We start from the raw sequence: 15,414 nt of genomic DNA, 5'->3' as shown, positions 1-15,414 counted from the left end.
GCGAAAACTGATGGAGTCTTACTTGAATCTTCTAACCTTAACCTTCGACTTGAGGGTTATAGTTATGTCAAGTAACTCATGTTGTGACGCTATTTCCTATGCCTGAGACATTCAATGACCTGCTCCGCGTGTCGTGGGAATACCCGCTAAATAGAGCGGAAATCTCCTGACGCCACGGCCGCCGGTCCACTGGTTCCACAGCGGGGTTGAATGCCTGTCCCGGCGCTTGCCCCGGGACGTCGTCCACTATCGTGTCACGGGATGCCGCGGCACGCTGACATCGTAGACCTGGACGGGGTTCCGGGGGTCGGCGGGCGCCTTGAGCAGGGCCGCCAGCACCTTGGCTTTGAGTTCCCTCTCCCCCGCGTTGCCCCAGACAATTGTCTGTCCGTCCACGAGTTTGAGTTCGACGGCGTCAACGGACTTCGCCGAGGCGTCGGAGAGCCTGGCGAGGACGTCGGCAGGCAGCGCGGCCAGCACTCCGGTGATGGCTTTGAAGAGATCCTTGCCGATCACTCCCGCCCCGCCGTCGATCACCGGCAGCTGGATGCTGCCGGGATCCTGGGTGGTCCCAAGCTGCACCCCGTCGACGTCGACTAGTTGGAAGACTTCCCCCTGCTTGACCAGGGCGACGGGCGTGCGTTCATGGATGTGCACTACCAGCACCGACGGCGGACGCGCTTCCGTCGTCAAGTCCCTGACCTGGACCAGCGGCTGCAGCAGCTGTTTCACCTCGTCGTCATTCACCTGCGGCAGCGGCCTGCCGCGCAATGGCTCGAGTGCGGCCTTGACCTGCTCGGGCGTCAGCATCTTGGTGCCGTCCACCGACACGGTCTGAACTGCGAACACCGGCGAGTAGACGGCTGCCGCCAGCAGGCCGGCCACGAGTGCCGCTACGGTACCCGCGGCCAGGATGATGTTGCGCCGGATCCGCTTGCCCTTGGGTTCCGGGAAGGACAGCACGTTGTCGGTAGCGGCTGCGGGACGGGATGCGCCATCGGCCGCGGGCGCGGCCTTCGAGGCGGATATAACGTCCCCGCTGCCGTTCCCCGGCTGGGCCTTCCCCGGCTCGCCCTTCCCCTGCGAGGCCGGCGCGCCGGTCTTGTAGGTTGGCCGGCGCGTGCTAGCCACCCGGCGCCTCCGCCCGCAGTGCCTCCACAATCAGGGGGCCGTAGGCCGTCACGTCGCCCGCACCGGCGGTGAGCACAATGTCCCCCGCAGCCGCGTTGGCCACAACGGCCCGGACGGCGTCGTCCGCCGCCACCAACCGGCCGCCACCGGCGAGGCGATCACCGATCAGCTGGCTGCTGACCCCGGGAATCGGATCCTCCCGGGCGGGATAGATGTCCAGCACCAGGGCGGTGTCAGCCGTATTGAGTGCCTCGGCAAACTCTGCCGCGAACTCCCGGGTCCGGGAAAACAGGTGCGGCTGGAAAAGAACGTGCACCTTGTGGTCGCGTGCCACGGAACGTGCCGCAGCCAGCGCCGCCCGGACTTCCGTGGGGTGGTGGGCATAGTCGTCGTACACCCGCACGCCGCGGCCTTCTCCCTTGAACTCAAAGCGTCGTGACGCTCCGGTGAAATGGGCCAGGGCGCCGGCCGCCGCTCCGGGCGCGACGCCTAGTTCCAGTGCCACGGCAAATGCGGCTGCAGCGTTGAGCGCGTTGTGGCGTCCGGGAACCTGGAGTTCCAGCGCAAACCGTGCCGTGCCGGTGGATACCCACACGTCGCCCGGGCCGCCGTCGTACAGCCGCAGCTGCGCATCTTCAGCGGTGCCGTAGGTGACCACCCTGGTGGTGCCCCGGGCCTTGGTCCGCTCCGCCAGGGCACGGGCACCGGGATCATCGGCGCAGGCCACCAGAACGCCGTCGGCCGGGAGCAGTTCAGTGAAGCGGTCAAACGACTCGTAGACGGCTTCGGCGGTGCCGTAGTAGTCAAGGTGGTCGGGTTCCACGTTGGTGACAACCGCAATGTGCGGACGGTAGTTGAGGAACGATCCGTCGGATTCGTCGGCCTCGGCAACAAAGATGTCCGACGTGCCGCTGGCAGCGTTGACCCCCAGGGCCGGGACGTTGGCACCGATCGCAAAGGTGGGGTCCAGGCCGGCACCTTGCAGCAGCACTGTGACCATGGACGTTGTGGTTGACTTCCCGTGGGTTCCGGCCACCGTGACCACCCTGTCGCCCGCCATGGCTGCCGCCAGCGCCTCCGAGCGGTGCAGCACGGGCAGCCCGGCGGCACGCGCGGCCTGGAGTTCCGGATTGTCCGCACGGATGGCGGAGCCGGCCACCACAGTCTGGGCCGCGCCCAGGTTGCCTGCGGAATAACCCACGTGGATTCCCGCCCCGGCAGCCGCGAGGTCCGCCATGACCGGAAGGTCCTTGGCATCGGAGCCCGTCACCGGGACGCCGCGGGCCACCATGATGCGTGCCACCGCGGACATGCCGACTCCGCCAATGCCGATGAAGTGCACGCGGCCCAGGGATTCCAGGCTCCGCGCGGCCGTGCCTGCTGTGGACGTGGTCATTTGCTTACCGCTTCCAGGACCAGATCGGCCATGCGGCGATCTGCGTTTCGGATACCGAGGGATTCGGAGCTTACTGCCATTTTCGCCAGCCGTTCGGGATCTGTGAGCAGGGGGATGATTTCACGGCTGACCCACTCCGGCGTGAACGATTCGTCGTCAACAACCAGCGCCCCGCCGGCCGCCACCGGGCCGGCGGCATTGAGGGCCTGTTCACCGTTGCCGATCGGCAGCGGAACAAACACGGCCGGAACGCCCACGGCAGCGGTTTCGCAGACCGTGGCTGCTCCTGCACGTCCCAACAGCAGGTCGGCGGCCGCGTAAACGTTCTCCATCCCGTCGACATACTCCACCTGGCGGTAGCCGTCTGCAGCGAGCGGCCTGCCGCCGCCGTCGAGGACCGTTTTGCCCTTCCCGGTGATGTGGAGGGTCTGGATGCCGGCCTTGGCAAGTGCCTCGACCGAGGCCGCAATCGTCCGGTTGATGCTCTGCGCGCCGGATGAGCCGCCGGTGACGATAAGCGTGGGCATATGCAGGTCCAGCCCCAGCAGCTCACGTGCCGCCTGACGGGAGGCGGAACGATCCAGCCCGGACACCTCCTTGCGCATAGGCATGCCGACGTGGCGGGCCCCCCGCAGCTTCGTGTCCGCGAACGCGACGCCGACATGGCTGCTGAACCGGGCACCTACTCTGTTGGCCAGACCAGCCCGGGTGTTGGCTTCGTGGATGACGATGGGGATTTTCCGGCGCCGGGCGGCAAGGTACAGCGGGGTGCAGACGTAGCCGCCGACCCCGACCAGCACGTCCGCCTGAGCGTCGTCGAGGATTTTCCCGGCCTGCTGTACCGCACCGGCAAGCCGTCCCGGCAGTCTCAGCAGGTCGAGGGACGGCCGCCGGGGAAACGGCACGCGGCTGATGGTGGCCAGCTCGAGTCCGGCCGCAGGGACCAGCCTGGTTTCCATTCCGCTGGGCGTGCCCACAGCCAGGAGGCGAACGTCCGGACGCACGTCCCGCAACGCGGCCGCGATGGCCAGCAGCGGACTGATGTGCCCGGCCGTTCCGCCGCCGGCAAGGACTACTGACAAAGACTCGGCATTCATTAAGTGCTATTTACGCTTTCGTGTGGGGTGGGGGCGCCCGCCCTTGATGCGGAACTTGAGCAGACGCTTGGGCTGAGCGCTTGGCGTCATCTGTTCCCGGGCCAACGACAACACTACGCCGACGGCGCACAGCGACATCAGCAGGGCCGAACCGCCATAGGAAATGAACGGCAGCGGCACCCCGATGACCGGCACGAGTCCGGTGACCACGGACATGTTGACGGTGGCCTGGCCCAGCAGCCACACCATGATGGTCCCTGCAAGGACACGGTGGAACAGGTCCTCCTGCGCCACCACCACGCGGTAGATCGCCGCACCCAGGATGGCAAAGAGGACGAGCACGACGACGGTGCCCACCAGGCCGAGTTCCTCGCCGATGATCGCGAAGATGAAGTCGTTGTGGGCTTCCGGGATCCAGCTGTACTTCTGCCGGCTTTGGCCCAGTCCGACCCCCAGCCAACCACCGGAGGCGAGGCCGTACAAGCCGTTGGTTGACTGGTAGTTGGCGTCAATGCCTTCGCCGCAGGAGTTTCCGGTCCACCATGAGGTGATGCGGCACATCCGGTTGGAGCTCGTCACAGCCATGAACCCGGCGCCGGCCACGGCTACCATGGCCGCAATACCGAACATGTAGAGCGGGACCCCGGCGAAGAAGAGTGCGGCGGCCATGATCATCATGATGATCATGCCTGTGCCGAGGTCGTTCCCGGCCAGGACCAGCCCGATGATTCCGGCGGCGGCAGGAAGGACGGGAACCACAACGTGCTGCCAGCGGTGGAGCAGTTTGGCTTTGACCGCCAGCACGGTGGCCATCCATAGTGCCAGGGCGAGCTTGGCCGCTTCTGAGGGCTGGAAAGTGATGCCGCCGAATTCAATCCAGTTCTGGTTGCCGTTGGTGCTGGTACCGATCAGCAGCACGAGGACCAGGAGCACATAGGCCCCTGCGATCCCCGGCCAGGCCAGGCGCTTGAGCCACACAACATTGACACGCGACAGCACGAACATCAGGAAGACGCCGATTGCGGCGAACATGCCCTGTTTGAGTGCTGCCGTGTACGGCGACTCTCCCGCGGCAATGGCTTCGACGCTGGATGCTGAAAGCACCATCATGATGCCGATGGCCGTGAGCGCGAGGGTGGAACCCAGGATCAGGTAGTACGTGGAACCGTTGCGTGACTTGCCGGTTCCTTCCAGCTTCGCCCAGAAGCTCCGGTACCAGCCGCGGAGCCTGGCCAGCGGCGGTACATGGCCTTTCCCTGCGCTCCCCCGTGCCTGGGCCGTTGGCGACGTCCGCGAGGAACCTGCCGCTTTTCCCGTCCGCGGGGTGGGCGGGAGCGGGGTTGCGCCCCGCTGCCTGGCAGCCGGGGCACGGGTGGGCGTGCTGACCATTGTTACTCCTCGCCGGTCTGAGCCTGCCCTTCCACGAGCCCGCGGACAGCTTCAATGAAGGCGTCGCCACGGTGAGCGTAGGAAGAGAACTGATCCATGGAAGCAGCCGCCGGGGCCATGAGCACAGTGTCTCCCGGAGAAGCCAGCTGTGCCGCTGCGGCAACGGCCTGGGCCATCACAGTTTCCCCGTAGATCGGCGAGGGCACCGTGCCGGCATCGCCCGTTTCGGCAGACTGCACGTCTTCAGTTTCGCCTTTCGTTCGCCCGATCACGGGGACATCGGGCGCGTGTCGCTTGAGGGCATCCGAGAGCGCGGTCGTATCCGCTCCGATCAGGACTACGGCTTTCAGTCGCGGCGCCTGTTCCTGCACCAGTTCGTCGTAGCTCACGCCTTTGGAGAGCCCGCCGGCAATCCAGATGACGTTGCTGAACGCGGACAGCGAGGCTGCCGCGGCGTGCGGGTTTGTGGCTTTTGAGTCGTTGATCCACAGCACATCATTGTGGCGGGCAACAAGCTGGATGCGGTGTTCTCCCGGGATGTAGCTCTTCAGTCCTTGGCGCACCGCCTTCGGTTCCACGCCGTACGCCCGGACCAGTGCTGCGGCTGCCAGTGCATTGGCCACCATGTGGCGCGGGGCCACCGGACCGAGGTCCGCCATGGCCGCAAGCTCGGCCGCGCTGTCCTTGCGTTCGGGGATGAAGGCACGGTCAACCAGGAGGCCCTCCACCACACCAAGCATGCTGATGGCCGGCGTCACAGTGGTGAAGCCTACGGCGCGGCACCCTTCCACCACGTCCGCATTCTCCACCATGCGTTCGGTTTCGATCTGCTCGGCGTTGTAAATGCAGGCCTTTTGCGTCTGCTCATAGACCTTCGCTTTGTCGGCCAGGTACGAAGCGTAGGATCCATGCCAGTCCACGTGGTCCTCGGCGACGTTGAGGCAGACACTTGCGACCGGCGAGACGGAGTGGCTCCAGTGCAACTGGAAGCTTGACAGCTCCACGGCAAGGACGTCGTACTCCACCGGATCCCGGAGGGCGTCAAGGATGGGTGTTCCGACGTTGCCGACGGCAATGGCTTTGAGCCCGGCGGCCTGCAGCATGGACTCGGTGAGGCCCACCGTGGTGGTCTTCCCGTTCGTTCCGGTGATGGTCAGCCAGTCCGCGGTCTTTCGGCCCGCCCGCTCGCGCACCCGCCAGGCAAGCTCAACATCGCCCCAGACCGGGACGTGCGTCCGTGCAGCCAATGCGAGCAGGGCCTGATCCGGGCGCCACCCGGGCGAAGTCACAATCAAATCCGGCTTCTGGCCGTCGATCTTCGGCATGGAGTGCACGGCGTCCTCGCCGAGGAGGACGTCCACGGCACCCACGATTTTCAGGGTGTCCGCCTGGGCACGGGCCTTTGCGCTGGTGGCGGCATCCACCACTACAACCCGGGCACCGAGCTCGATCAGGGTGTCTGCGGCGGCGAAGCCGGACACGCCGATTCCCGTCACGACCACCCTGAGGCCTGCCCAATCCGAGTCCCAGGTGACCAGGTTCTCGAGCCGGGGGGACGTCGCCAGCGGCGAAGGTATAGGGCTGCTCACAGCAGGACCACCCATTCTGCGTAGAAGATACCCAGACCCGCGGCGACGAAGAGGCCGCCGAGGATCCAGAACCGGACCACCACGGTGACTTCCGCCCAGCCTTTGAGTTCAAAGTGGTGCTGGAGCGGTGCCATTTTGAAGAAGCGCTTGCCCTTGGTGACCTTGAAGTAGCCCACCTGGATGATCACTGAGAGGGTGATCAGGACGAAGAGGCCGCCGATGAAGGCGAGCAGCAGTTCGGTCCGGGACAGGATGGCGAAGCCTGCGACGGCTCCGCCGATGGCCAGCGAGCCGGTGTCGCCCATGAAGATCTTCGCCGGGGAGGTGTTCCACCACAGGAAGCCGACCAGGGCCGCGCTCAGGATCGCGGCGAGCAGCGCCAGGTCCAGCGGGTCGCGGACGGAGTAGCAGCCGCCGCCGGTCTGGCGCGGTGAGCCGCACGCCTGGTTGCTCTGCCAGATGCCCATCAGTGTGTAGGCACCGAACACCATCACGGATGCCCCGGCCGCGAGCCCGTCCAGGCCGTCCGTGAGGTTAACGCCATTGGTGGCTGCCGTCACGATCAGGTTGGACCACAGTACGAAGAGAATGGCGCCCAGGACAGTTCCGCCGAAAGCGAGGTTCAGCCACGGAATGTCCCGCACCAGGGAGATCTGGGTGGATGCTGGCGTGACGCCGTCGGCATTGGGAAAGTTCAAGGCCAGGATGGCGAAGATGATGCCGACGGCGCCCTGCAGTACCAGCTTGGCTTTGGCGTTCAGTCCAAGGCTGCGCTGCTTGGATATCTTGATGAAGTCGTCCAGGAATCCCACCAGGCCCATCCCCACCATCAGGAACAGGAGCAGCAGCGCGGAGGCCGACGGCCCGGGTGACCTGGGATTCATCATCCACATGATGAGGTGCGTCAGCGCGTAGCTCAGCAGGACTGCGAAGACCACGACAGTGCCGCCCATGGTCGGGGTGCCGCGTTTTGTGTGGTGCGAGGTGGGACCGTCGTCGCGGATGAACTGGCCGTAGCTCTTCCGTACAAGCAGACGGATGAACAGCGGGGTTCCCACCAATGCAAACAGCAGGGCCAGGCCAGCGCCGATGAGCAGTGCAATCACAGCGACTCGCTCCCTTCATTGGCGGTTGCTCGGGCTTGTGGGGGTAATGCTATCCGATCGCCCAGATGCCTCAGACCCACGCTGTTGGAGGATTTAAAGAGGACAAGATCGCCTGGTTCGAGTTCGCGTTGGAGCAGATCGTAGGCCTCGTCAGCTGACTCGGTGAAGACGCATTCGTCACCCCAGGAGCCTTCGTTGACGGCGGAGACATAGAGCGAACGTGCCTCGCGGCCAACCACGACCAGACGGGAAATGTTGAGTCGCACCACCTGCGTGCCCACTGCCATGTGCTCTCGAATGGACTCGTCGCCCAGTTCCAGCATGGCGCCCAGAACGGCCCAGGTGCGGCGTCCGCGGCCGAGGTCTGCCAGCGTCCGCAGGGCTGCACGCATGGATTCGGGGTTGGCGTTGTAAGCATCATTGATGATGGTCACGCCGTCGGGCCGCTCGGTGCGTTCCATCCGCCACCGGCTGGCGGCGGTCTGCGCGCTAAGGGAGGCGGCAATCCGCTCGCCCGTGACGCCGGCAGCGTAGGCCGCTCCGGCCGCCGCCAGGAGGTTGGTGACGTGGTGGGCGCCGATGAGGCGGCTGCGTACCTGGTTCCCGGCGGCTTCGCCGGGAAAGAAGAGTTCGAACTCGGGATTTCCGGCCGGGTTGGTCTCGACGTTGACGGCACGCAAGTCGGCACCCGGGACGTCGTCGGCCGACTGCGCTGAGAAGCCCAGGACGTTCGCGGTGGTCCTGCTCCTCATCGCGGCTACACGGCCGTCATCCAGGTTGATCACAGCGGTTCCGCTGTCCGGAAGGGCTTCAAGCAGTTCGCCCTTGGCTACGGCGATGTTGTCCACGCCGCCGAATTCACCGGCATGGGCTGTTCCGATACCCAGGACCACTCCGATCGAGGGCTTGACCATGTCCGCGAGATAGCGGATGTGGCCAATCCCGGTGGCGCCCATCTCGATCACCAGGTAGCGGGTGTCGAACCCGGCCCGGAAGACGGTGAGCGGAACGCCCACCTCGCCGTTGTAGGAGCCTTGGGGGGACACGGTGGTGCCTTCGGCGGAGAGGATTCCGGCGAGGAGGTCCTTGGTGGTGGTCTTCCCGGCGGAACCTGTAATGCCGATGACGGTGAATCCCGAACCCTCCGCCTCGCGGCGGGCACGGATCCGGCGCACGGCTTCGGCGGCCAGTGCTCCCATGGCAAGGACCGCATCCTGCACCACGATGGAGGGATACGGACTGCCGGCGTCGTCGGCAACGTTCCGTTCCACCAGCGCGAGGACGGCGCCGCGTTCGAAGGCTGCGCCGATGAAGTCGTGGCCGTCAGCGGCCTCACCGGGCTTGGCTACATAGAGGGAACCCTCCGTTGCTTCCCGGGAATCGGTGACTACTGCCGAAGGCGTAAGGGTTGGATCGGCGGCAAGGCGGCCGGCTGTAATTTCGGCAATTTCCGCCGCAGTAAATGCAATCATCTCGGTCTAGGACTCTATCCGGTCGTCATCCAGAACGGTGAATCCGCGGGCTGTCAAGGCCTCACGGAGCTCCACCCTGTCGTCGAGCGCCAGGTTGACGCCTTGGACTTCCTGCCAGACCTCGTGGCCTCGTCCGGCCACGAGGATAGTGTCCCGGGGCTGTGCGATGTCGACAGCCTGCCGGATCGCCGCGTCGCGCGGGTAGGATTCCAGAATCGTGCAGCCGAGGCCCCCGGATTCCTTGGCCTCACGTGCCCCTGCCAGGACGTCCGCGCGGATAGCCGCAGCGTCCTCGTCATGGGGATCGTCATCGCTGATGATCACCACGTCCGCAAGCCTTGCGGCGATGGCCCCCATGGCCGGGCGCTTGCCCTGGTCCCGCTGCCCCGTGGCCCCGAAGACCACGATCACCCTTGAGCCGGGTTCGGTGGAGCGCACAGCCTCGAGCGCACGCTGCAGGGCATCCGGGTTGTGGGCAAAGTCGACGACGGCGGCCGGCGCTGTGGAGACCAGCTGCATGCGGCCGGGGACGGCAACGGTGAACGGATCGGCCGAATCGAGGGCAGACTGCACCGCTGCCGGGTCAACCCCGCTGGCCAGGACCATGACGGTCGCGAGGGCGGCGTTGGAAACGTTGAAGCTGCCCGGCAGGCCCGTGTGCACACGGAGCTCCGTGCCGTCACGGTGCCGCAGCCGGAACTGGGTGCCGAGCCCCCGGGCGGCAGGGTCCATGACGGCCCAGTCGGCCGCTGAGGCGGCGGGGTCGAACCCCTGGGCGGTTGCCAGGGTGGTGACCGGGATTCCGGCACCGGCAGCGAGGCGGCGGCCCCAGTCGTCGTCCACGGTGACCACTGCTGATTTGGCGTGCGGCGGCGTGAAGAGCCGGGCCTTGGTCTGGAAATATTCGTCCATGGTTCCGTGCAGGTCCAGGTGGTCCTGTGTGAGGTTGGTGAACCCGGCAACGTCGAACTGCACCCCGTCCACCCGGTGGAACGATACTGCGTGCGAGGAAACCTCCATCGAGGCCGCGTCCAGGCCGCGTTCGCGCATCAGGGCCAGCAAGGCGTGGATGTCTGTGGACTCCGGTGTCGTCAGCAGGCTGGGAATGGGCTCGCCGCCGGCGAGGATCTCGATGGTACCGATCAGGCCGGTCCTGCGGCCCAGCGCCTGCAGGAGGGCATTGATGAAATACGTGGTGGTGGTCTTGCCGTTGGTGCCGGTGACACCGAACAGCGAGGGCGCCGTCCCGCCCTCGGGCCGGCTCTGGTAGATCAGCGCTGCGAGCCCGCCCACAGCGGTGCGGGGCTCGTCAACCACCAGGACCGGCACGGGAGTGTCAGCGGACAACGCCAGGAGCCTGGCGCCGTCGTCGTCCGTCAGTACCGCAACGGCACCTGCCGTGACGGCCTGCGACACGAAGTCGGCTCCGTGCCTCGTGGCACCGGGCAGGGCGACATAAAGGTCACCCGGCTGGACTGTCCGGGAATTCAGTGAAATCCCGGTAACGGGGATGGAACTGGACGCTCCCGGGACGACGACGCCGACAGACTCGCCGATGGTGCCGAGGGGCACCGCGGCAACGGCGGTCGGCCGGAACCCGGAACCGGGAACCGTGCCGCTCGTCGCGTCGGTACTGCCTGGGGCATGGTGCTCTGACAAGTGGATCTCCGTTGGCGCTAGTGGATCACACCGGGCGTAGGGGACGTTCCCGTGGTGCGTACGATGTTGTGGACGTGCTACTTGACGTATTGGGGCAGCCTGACCGGCTCGCCCGTTGATGGCGGGACGTTGTATGTCCGCAGGGTCTGGCTCATCACGGAGCGGAACACCGGACCATTGGTGATTCCATAGATACTGCCTTTGGGACGCTGCAGGACAACTTCAACAATAAACCGCGGATTGTCCATCGGCGCCATCCCCACCATGGAGGCCGTGTAGCCGCAGTACCCGGATTTACCGTCATCGCACGGTGATTCGGAGGTTCCCGTCTTGGCGCCGACGCGGTAACCGTCAATGGCCGCATCCTTGATCTGGCCTTCGGTCACTGCGCTCTCCAGGATGTCCCGCACCTGCTTGGCCGTTTCCTTTGACACGATCTGCCGGCTTTCCTTCGCCGGGGCCTTCTCCTCGGTTCCGTCCGGGCTGATGTAGCTGTCGATCAGGCGCGGCTGAAGCATCACCCCGTCGTTGGCAATCGACTGGTAGGCGCGGACGGTCTGCAGGGTGGATTGCGAAACGCCCTGACCGAACAGGACGGTGTACTCCTGCCGGCCGTCCCATTGGTCAGCCGGCGTGAGGATGCCGCTCGCTTCGGCGGGAAGACCGATGTCGGGTGCTTCGCCGATCCCGAACTTCTGCAGCCAGTCGTGGCGTTGTTCCTTGGTGAGTCGCTGGCCGGCCATGACAGTTCCGGTATTCATGGACCAGCCCAGGATGCCGGCCAGGGTCCGTTCTTCGGTCCCGTGGTCGAATGAGTCCGTGAAGACCTGGCCGTCCACGACGAGGGACGGCGGGATGGTGAAATGGTCCAACGGGCTGGACTTGCCTTCTTCGATGACGGACGCGGCGGTGATCATCTTTTCCACGGAACCCGGCTCGTAGGCGGCTGTCACGGAGCGAACGCCGCGGTCCTTGGCGGCCACCTTGCCGGGGTCGTTGGGGTCCGGGGCGTTGGTGTCTGCCATGGCGATGATGTTGCCGGTCTTGATGTCCTGGACAATGATGACGCCCCATTCGGCGCTCAGCTTGTCCGACTGGTTCTGGATGGCCTGCTGGGCAAAGTACTGCAGGTCCGAGTTGAGGGTGAGGCGGATGTCCTTGCCGTCGACGGCGGGCGTCAGTTCGTCCACGCCAACCGGGATGCGCAGGCCATCGGCTCCGATCTCGAAGAGCCTTTTGCCGGGCGTTCCCTTGAGTACGTCATCCTGTGTCTGCTCCAGCCCCGCCTGGCCGGTTGTCCCGTCCTGCAGGAACCCGATGATGCCGCCGGCTACGGCGCCGTTGGGGTAGACGCGCTTGCTGGTGCCGACGGTGACGATTCCCGGAATCTGCAGCTTGGAGATCCGGTCCTCCATGTCGGGCTTGAGGTCCTTCGCCACGATGTAGTAGGGCTTCTCCCCCGTCAGTGCGTCCTTGACGTCTGCCGGGTCCTGCCCCAGCACCGCAGCCAACTCCTGGATGCCTTTGTCCCTCGACACGGTGACGAGCTCGTCCTTCCCGCCGACGGTGTCCAGGCGCTTGAATGACTCGGTCTTGGTGTTGACGCGCTGATCCACCACCACGTTGTAGCGGATAACACTGTTGGCGAGGACTGTCCCGTTGGCGTCCAGGATGCTGCCGCGCTCGGCAGGGAGCTCAATCGGGGTGAGGCGGTTGTTCAGTGCGGCCTCGGCCATTCCGCCGATATCCAGCCCTTGGACCATGAACAGCTTGCCGCCGACAACAAGCAGCAACGCCAGCATCATGCCCAGGCCGAGGCGGAGCCGTCTGGTGGCGTTGGGCACTTTTGCGGTTGTTTTCTTGCCGGTGCTCTTCGCCACGGTGAGTCCTTGCTGCTTGCGTACTGGGTGGTCAGTCCTGTCAGTTACTGTCCCGGCGTTTTTTGCTTCGGTGCCGGCACGGATCCGCCGTGGAGATCAACAGCCGGCTTCGGGGCAGCTGCCGGGGCCGCAGCGGCAGGGGCGGGAGCTGCTGCCGCAGGGGCGGGAGCTGCTGCCTCTGCGGGCTTACGGGCGGCCAGCGGGTCCTTGGTAGTAGCGGGCGGAACCACCGTGAGCTGACCGGCGACAGCCGGCGCAGCGATGATGGCCCCGGGCTTGTCTCCCTTCACTGCGGGCTTCGGACTGCCGCTGACAGTCAACGTGGACAGATCGATCTGGCCCTTGCCGGTGGAAGCCACCATGCCCAATTCAGTGGCCTTGGCAGCCAGGTTCTGGGGAGCGTCGAAGTTCTGGACCTGCTGTGTCAGGTCCTGGTTCTGCTTTGTCAGCGTGGACTGCTCACTGCGGAGCTGCACCAGCTGGTACTGCGCTGTTGACACGGAGATATTGAGCACCAGGACCGCCATCAGCGCCACGGCCAGCAGCGCGAAGCAGAGCACCACGAAGGGTGCCCTGCGCTTGCGCGGAGTGGACCGGACCACGGACAGCGGGGTCCGCAGTTTCCGTTCGGATCCTCCGGAAGGCTTGATCCCCGTGAGGGCACGGGCCGCCGTGCCGGACACGACTGGGAAGTTCTTAGCAGCGGCGGTGCTCATGCGGCCCTCCTGGCTTTGATTCGTTCAACTGCCCGCAAACGGGCGGACGCTGCGCGCGGGTTTTCGGCGACTTCATCGGCGGTGGGCACCTCGGTGCCCTTGGTCAGGGTCTTGAGCTCAGGCTTGTGTTCTTCCAGTTCCACCGGGAACCCCAACGGCGCTGAGGACTTGGAGCCGGCTTGGAAAACCTTCTTGACGATCTTGTCCTCCAGCGAGTGGTAGGACATCACCACCACGCGGCCTCCCATGGCGAGTGCGGCCACCGCGGCCGGCACAGCCCGTTCCAGGACATCAAGTTCTTCGTTGACTTCGATCCGCAGGGCCTGGAAGGTCCGTTTGGCCGGGTGCCCCCCGGTCTTTGCCGCGCCGGCCGGAACCACGGCCCGGATGGTGTCAACCAGTTCGCCAGTGGTGGTGAACGGCTTCGACTCACGTGCAGCCACGATGCGGTTTGCGATCCTGCCGGCGAACTTCTCCTCACCCCACTTGCGGATGATGCGGACAAGGTCCTCTTCGCTGTAGTTGTTCACCACGTCCGCGGCAGTCTGGCCGCGGCCGGTGTCCATGCGCATGTCCAGGGGTGCATCAAAGGAGTAGGCAAAGCCGCGTTCGCGTTCGTCCAGCTGGAGGGAGGAGACCCCCAGGTCCATGAGGACCCCGTGGACTTCCGTAACGCCAAGATCCCGGAGAACGTCCGGGATCTCGTCGTAAACAGCGTGGACCAGGTCGGTGCGGTCCGCGAAGGGCTTAAGCCGCTCCCCGGCGAGGGCCAGCGCTTCTTCGTCGCGGTCGATCCCGATCAGGTGGAGGTCCGGAAAGCGCTGGAGCAGGGCTTCGGAGTGGCCGCCCATTCCCAGTGTTGCGTCGATGACCACGGGCGTCTCGCCCCGCTTGCGGGCCGCTTCGATTCCCGGGGCCAACAAATTGATGCACCGGTCCTTGAGGACCGGCACATGGCGTTCGGACGTGGGTTTTGGCTGGTTGGGATCGCTCATACCTTCGTCCTTTCGTGCCTATGTTTGCCGTTGCGGGCCTCGGTGGTCCTTGGTGCGCTTCTTAAGCCAGATCCCCATCCGCGCCTATCCGGGCGTCAGCCTGGCTCCGGGGAAGTGAGCCAGGACAACGTTCGGATGGGCGGCTGGAGATCTCGTTCAAGAAACGCTTCCGTTGTCGCCTCCGGGCCTCAGAAGATTCCCGGGATGGCGTCGTCGGTTTCCGAGAAGGAGGTTTCCTTCTCAGCCAGGTACTCGTTCCAGGCCTGGGCATCCCAGATCTCCGCGCGGGAGCCGGCGCCGATAACGGCAAGCTCCCTGCCAAGACCTGCATATGCCCGGAGCGCGGGAGGAATAGTCACGCGCCCCTGCTTGTCAGGTACCTCGTCCGAGGCTCCAGAGAGAAAAACCCGGATGTAGTCACGAGTCTGCTTGGAGGAGATGGGCGCCTCCCGCATTTGCTCGTGAATCCGTTCGAATTCCCGCTCACTGAAGACGTAGATGCAGCGTTCCTGGCCTCTTGTGAGTACCAGTCCGCTGGCAAGTTCCTCGCGGAACTTCGCTGGGAGGATGATCCGCCCCTTTTCGTCCAAACGCGGCGAATGAGTGCCAAGAAACATGGCCACCCGCCTGTCTGTCGTCAGGAGCTGCACGTCCCCTGTGCTGCCACTACCCTCTTACCTGCTCCACTTTACTCCACATCGCTCCACAGTCAACGCGACACGGAAGATTCGTCCTTGGATTGGAGGAATCCTTCCCCGTAATTCCGGGGTTAACGGCCGGTGGTGGAAAGTGGAGGGATTTCAGCGTCGGGTGGCGCGCACGGGCGCCCAGGGGAAGTACGACGGCGGGCCGCCCGGCCGCCGCCGGTGTCGCGCCCTTGAATGGGGGGTTTAAATGCAAAAGACCCGCCTGGGCGGGTCTTCCTGCAGGCCTGCCAGGGGCAGGTGGTGCAAAGTGGAGGATTAAAGGACGGCCGTCACCGTC

The 15,414-nt window shown here is 65.4% G+C and carries 12 protein-coding genes; all 12 read right to left on the bottom strand.

Annotation, left to right across the window (positions count from 1 at the left end):
• Positions 1 to 246 precede the first annotated feature (246 nt).
• The 12 genes from AC1MDG_RS08030 to mraZ all read right to left on the bottom strand — a co-directional run bounded on the left by AC1MDG_RS08030 (position 247) and on the right by mraZ (position 15,047).
• A complete protein-coding gene (locus tag AC1MDG_RS08030) occupies positions 247 to 1,131 on the bottom strand; it encodes a cell division protein FtsQ/DivIB (RefSeq protein ID WP_479808478.1) in 885 nt (294 codons plus the stop codon).
• Positions 1,124 to 2,527, bottom strand: a complete 1,404-nt coding sequence (gene murC, locus AC1MDG_RS08025) for a UDP-N-acetylmuramate--L-alanine ligase (protein ID WP_479808477.1) — start codon at positions 2,525 to 2,527, stop codon at positions 1,124 to 1,126. Before murC ends, AC1MDG_RS08030 begins: the two co-directional genes overlap by 8 nt.
• A complete protein-coding gene (gene murG / locus AC1MDG_RS08020; RefSeq protein ID WP_479808476.1) occupies positions 2,524 to 3,624 on the bottom strand; it encodes an undecaprenyldiphospho-muramoylpentapeptide beta-N-acetylglucosaminyltransferase in 1,101 nt (366 codons plus the stop codon). Before murG ends, murC begins: the two co-directional genes overlap by 4 nt.
• A gap of 6 nt (positions 3,625 to 3,630) precedes the next feature.
• Positions 3,631 to 5,013, bottom strand: a complete 1,383-nt coding sequence (gene ftsW, locus AC1MDG_RS08015; RefSeq protein WP_479808475.1) for a putative lipid II flippase FtsW — start codon at positions 5,011 to 5,013, stop codon at positions 3,631 to 3,633.
• 2 nt (positions 5,014 to 5,015) lie between these two features.
• Positions 5,016 to 6,617, bottom strand: a complete 1,602-nt coding sequence (murD, locus tag AC1MDG_RS08010; protein WP_479808474.1) for a UDP-N-acetylmuramoyl-L-alanine--D-glutamate ligase — start codon at positions 6,615 to 6,617, stop codon at positions 5,016 to 5,018.
• Positions 6,599 to 7,708: a phospho-N-acetylmuramoyl-pentapeptide-transferase gene (mraY, locus tag AC1MDG_RS08005; protein WP_479808473.1), complete on the bottom strand. Its 1,110-nt coding sequence runs from the start codon at positions 7,706 to 7,708 to the stop codon at positions 6,599 to 6,601. The genes murD and mraY overlap by 19 nt, the downstream gene beginning before the upstream one ends.
• A complete protein-coding gene (locus AC1MDG_RS08000) occupies positions 7,705 to 9,180 on the bottom strand; it encodes a UDP-N-acetylmuramoyl-tripeptide--D-alanyl-D-alanine ligase (RefSeq protein ID WP_479808472.1) in 1,476 nt (491 codons plus the stop codon). The genes mraY and AC1MDG_RS08000 overlap by 4 nt, the downstream gene beginning before the upstream one ends.
• 6 nt (positions 9,181 to 9,186) lie before the next feature.
• Positions 9,187 to 10,839 carry a UDP-N-acetylmuramoyl-L-alanyl-D-glutamate--2,6-diaminopimelate ligase gene (locus tag AC1MDG_RS07995; RefSeq protein WP_479808471.1) on the bottom strand — a complete coding sequence of 551 codons (1,653 nt, stop codon included), beginning with the start codon at positions 10,837 to 10,839 and terminating at the stop codon, positions 9,187 to 9,189.
• A 77-nt stretch (positions 10,840 to 10,916) separates the two neighbouring features.
• On the bottom strand, positions 10,917 to 12,719 hold the full coding sequence (locus AC1MDG_RS07990; RefSeq protein WP_479808470.1) for a peptidoglycan D,D-transpeptidase FtsI family protein: 1,803 nt from the start codon (positions 12,717 to 12,719) through the stop codon (positions 10,917 to 10,919).
• Positions 12,720 to 12,763: 44 nt separating this feature from the next.
• On the bottom strand, positions 12,764 to 13,435 hold the full coding sequence (gene ftsL / locus AC1MDG_RS07985) for a cell division protein FtsL (protein ID WP_479808469.1): 672 nt from the start codon (positions 13,433 to 13,435) through the stop codon (positions 12,764 to 12,766).
• Positions 13,432 to 14,430, bottom strand: a complete 999-nt coding sequence (gene rsmH, locus AC1MDG_RS07980) for a 16S rRNA (cytosine(1402)-N(4))-methyltransferase RsmH (protein WP_479808468.1) — start codon at positions 14,428 to 14,430, stop codon at positions 13,432 to 13,434. Before rsmH ends, ftsL begins: the two co-directional genes overlap by 4 nt.
• A 188-nt stretch (positions 14,431 to 14,618) precedes the next feature.
• Positions 14,619 to 15,047, bottom strand: coding sequence for a division/cell wall cluster transcriptional repressor MraZ (mraZ, locus tag AC1MDG_RS07975; protein ID WP_028271726.1), 429 nt, complete (start codon positions 15,045 to 15,047; stop codon positions 14,619 to 14,621).
• Between the last annotated feature and the right edge of the window lie 367 nt (positions 15,048 to 15,414).

The organism is Arthrobacter sp. AIWTK1 (genome assembly GCF_056680535.1).
This window is presented reverse-complemented; position numbering and strand designations above follow the sequence as displayed.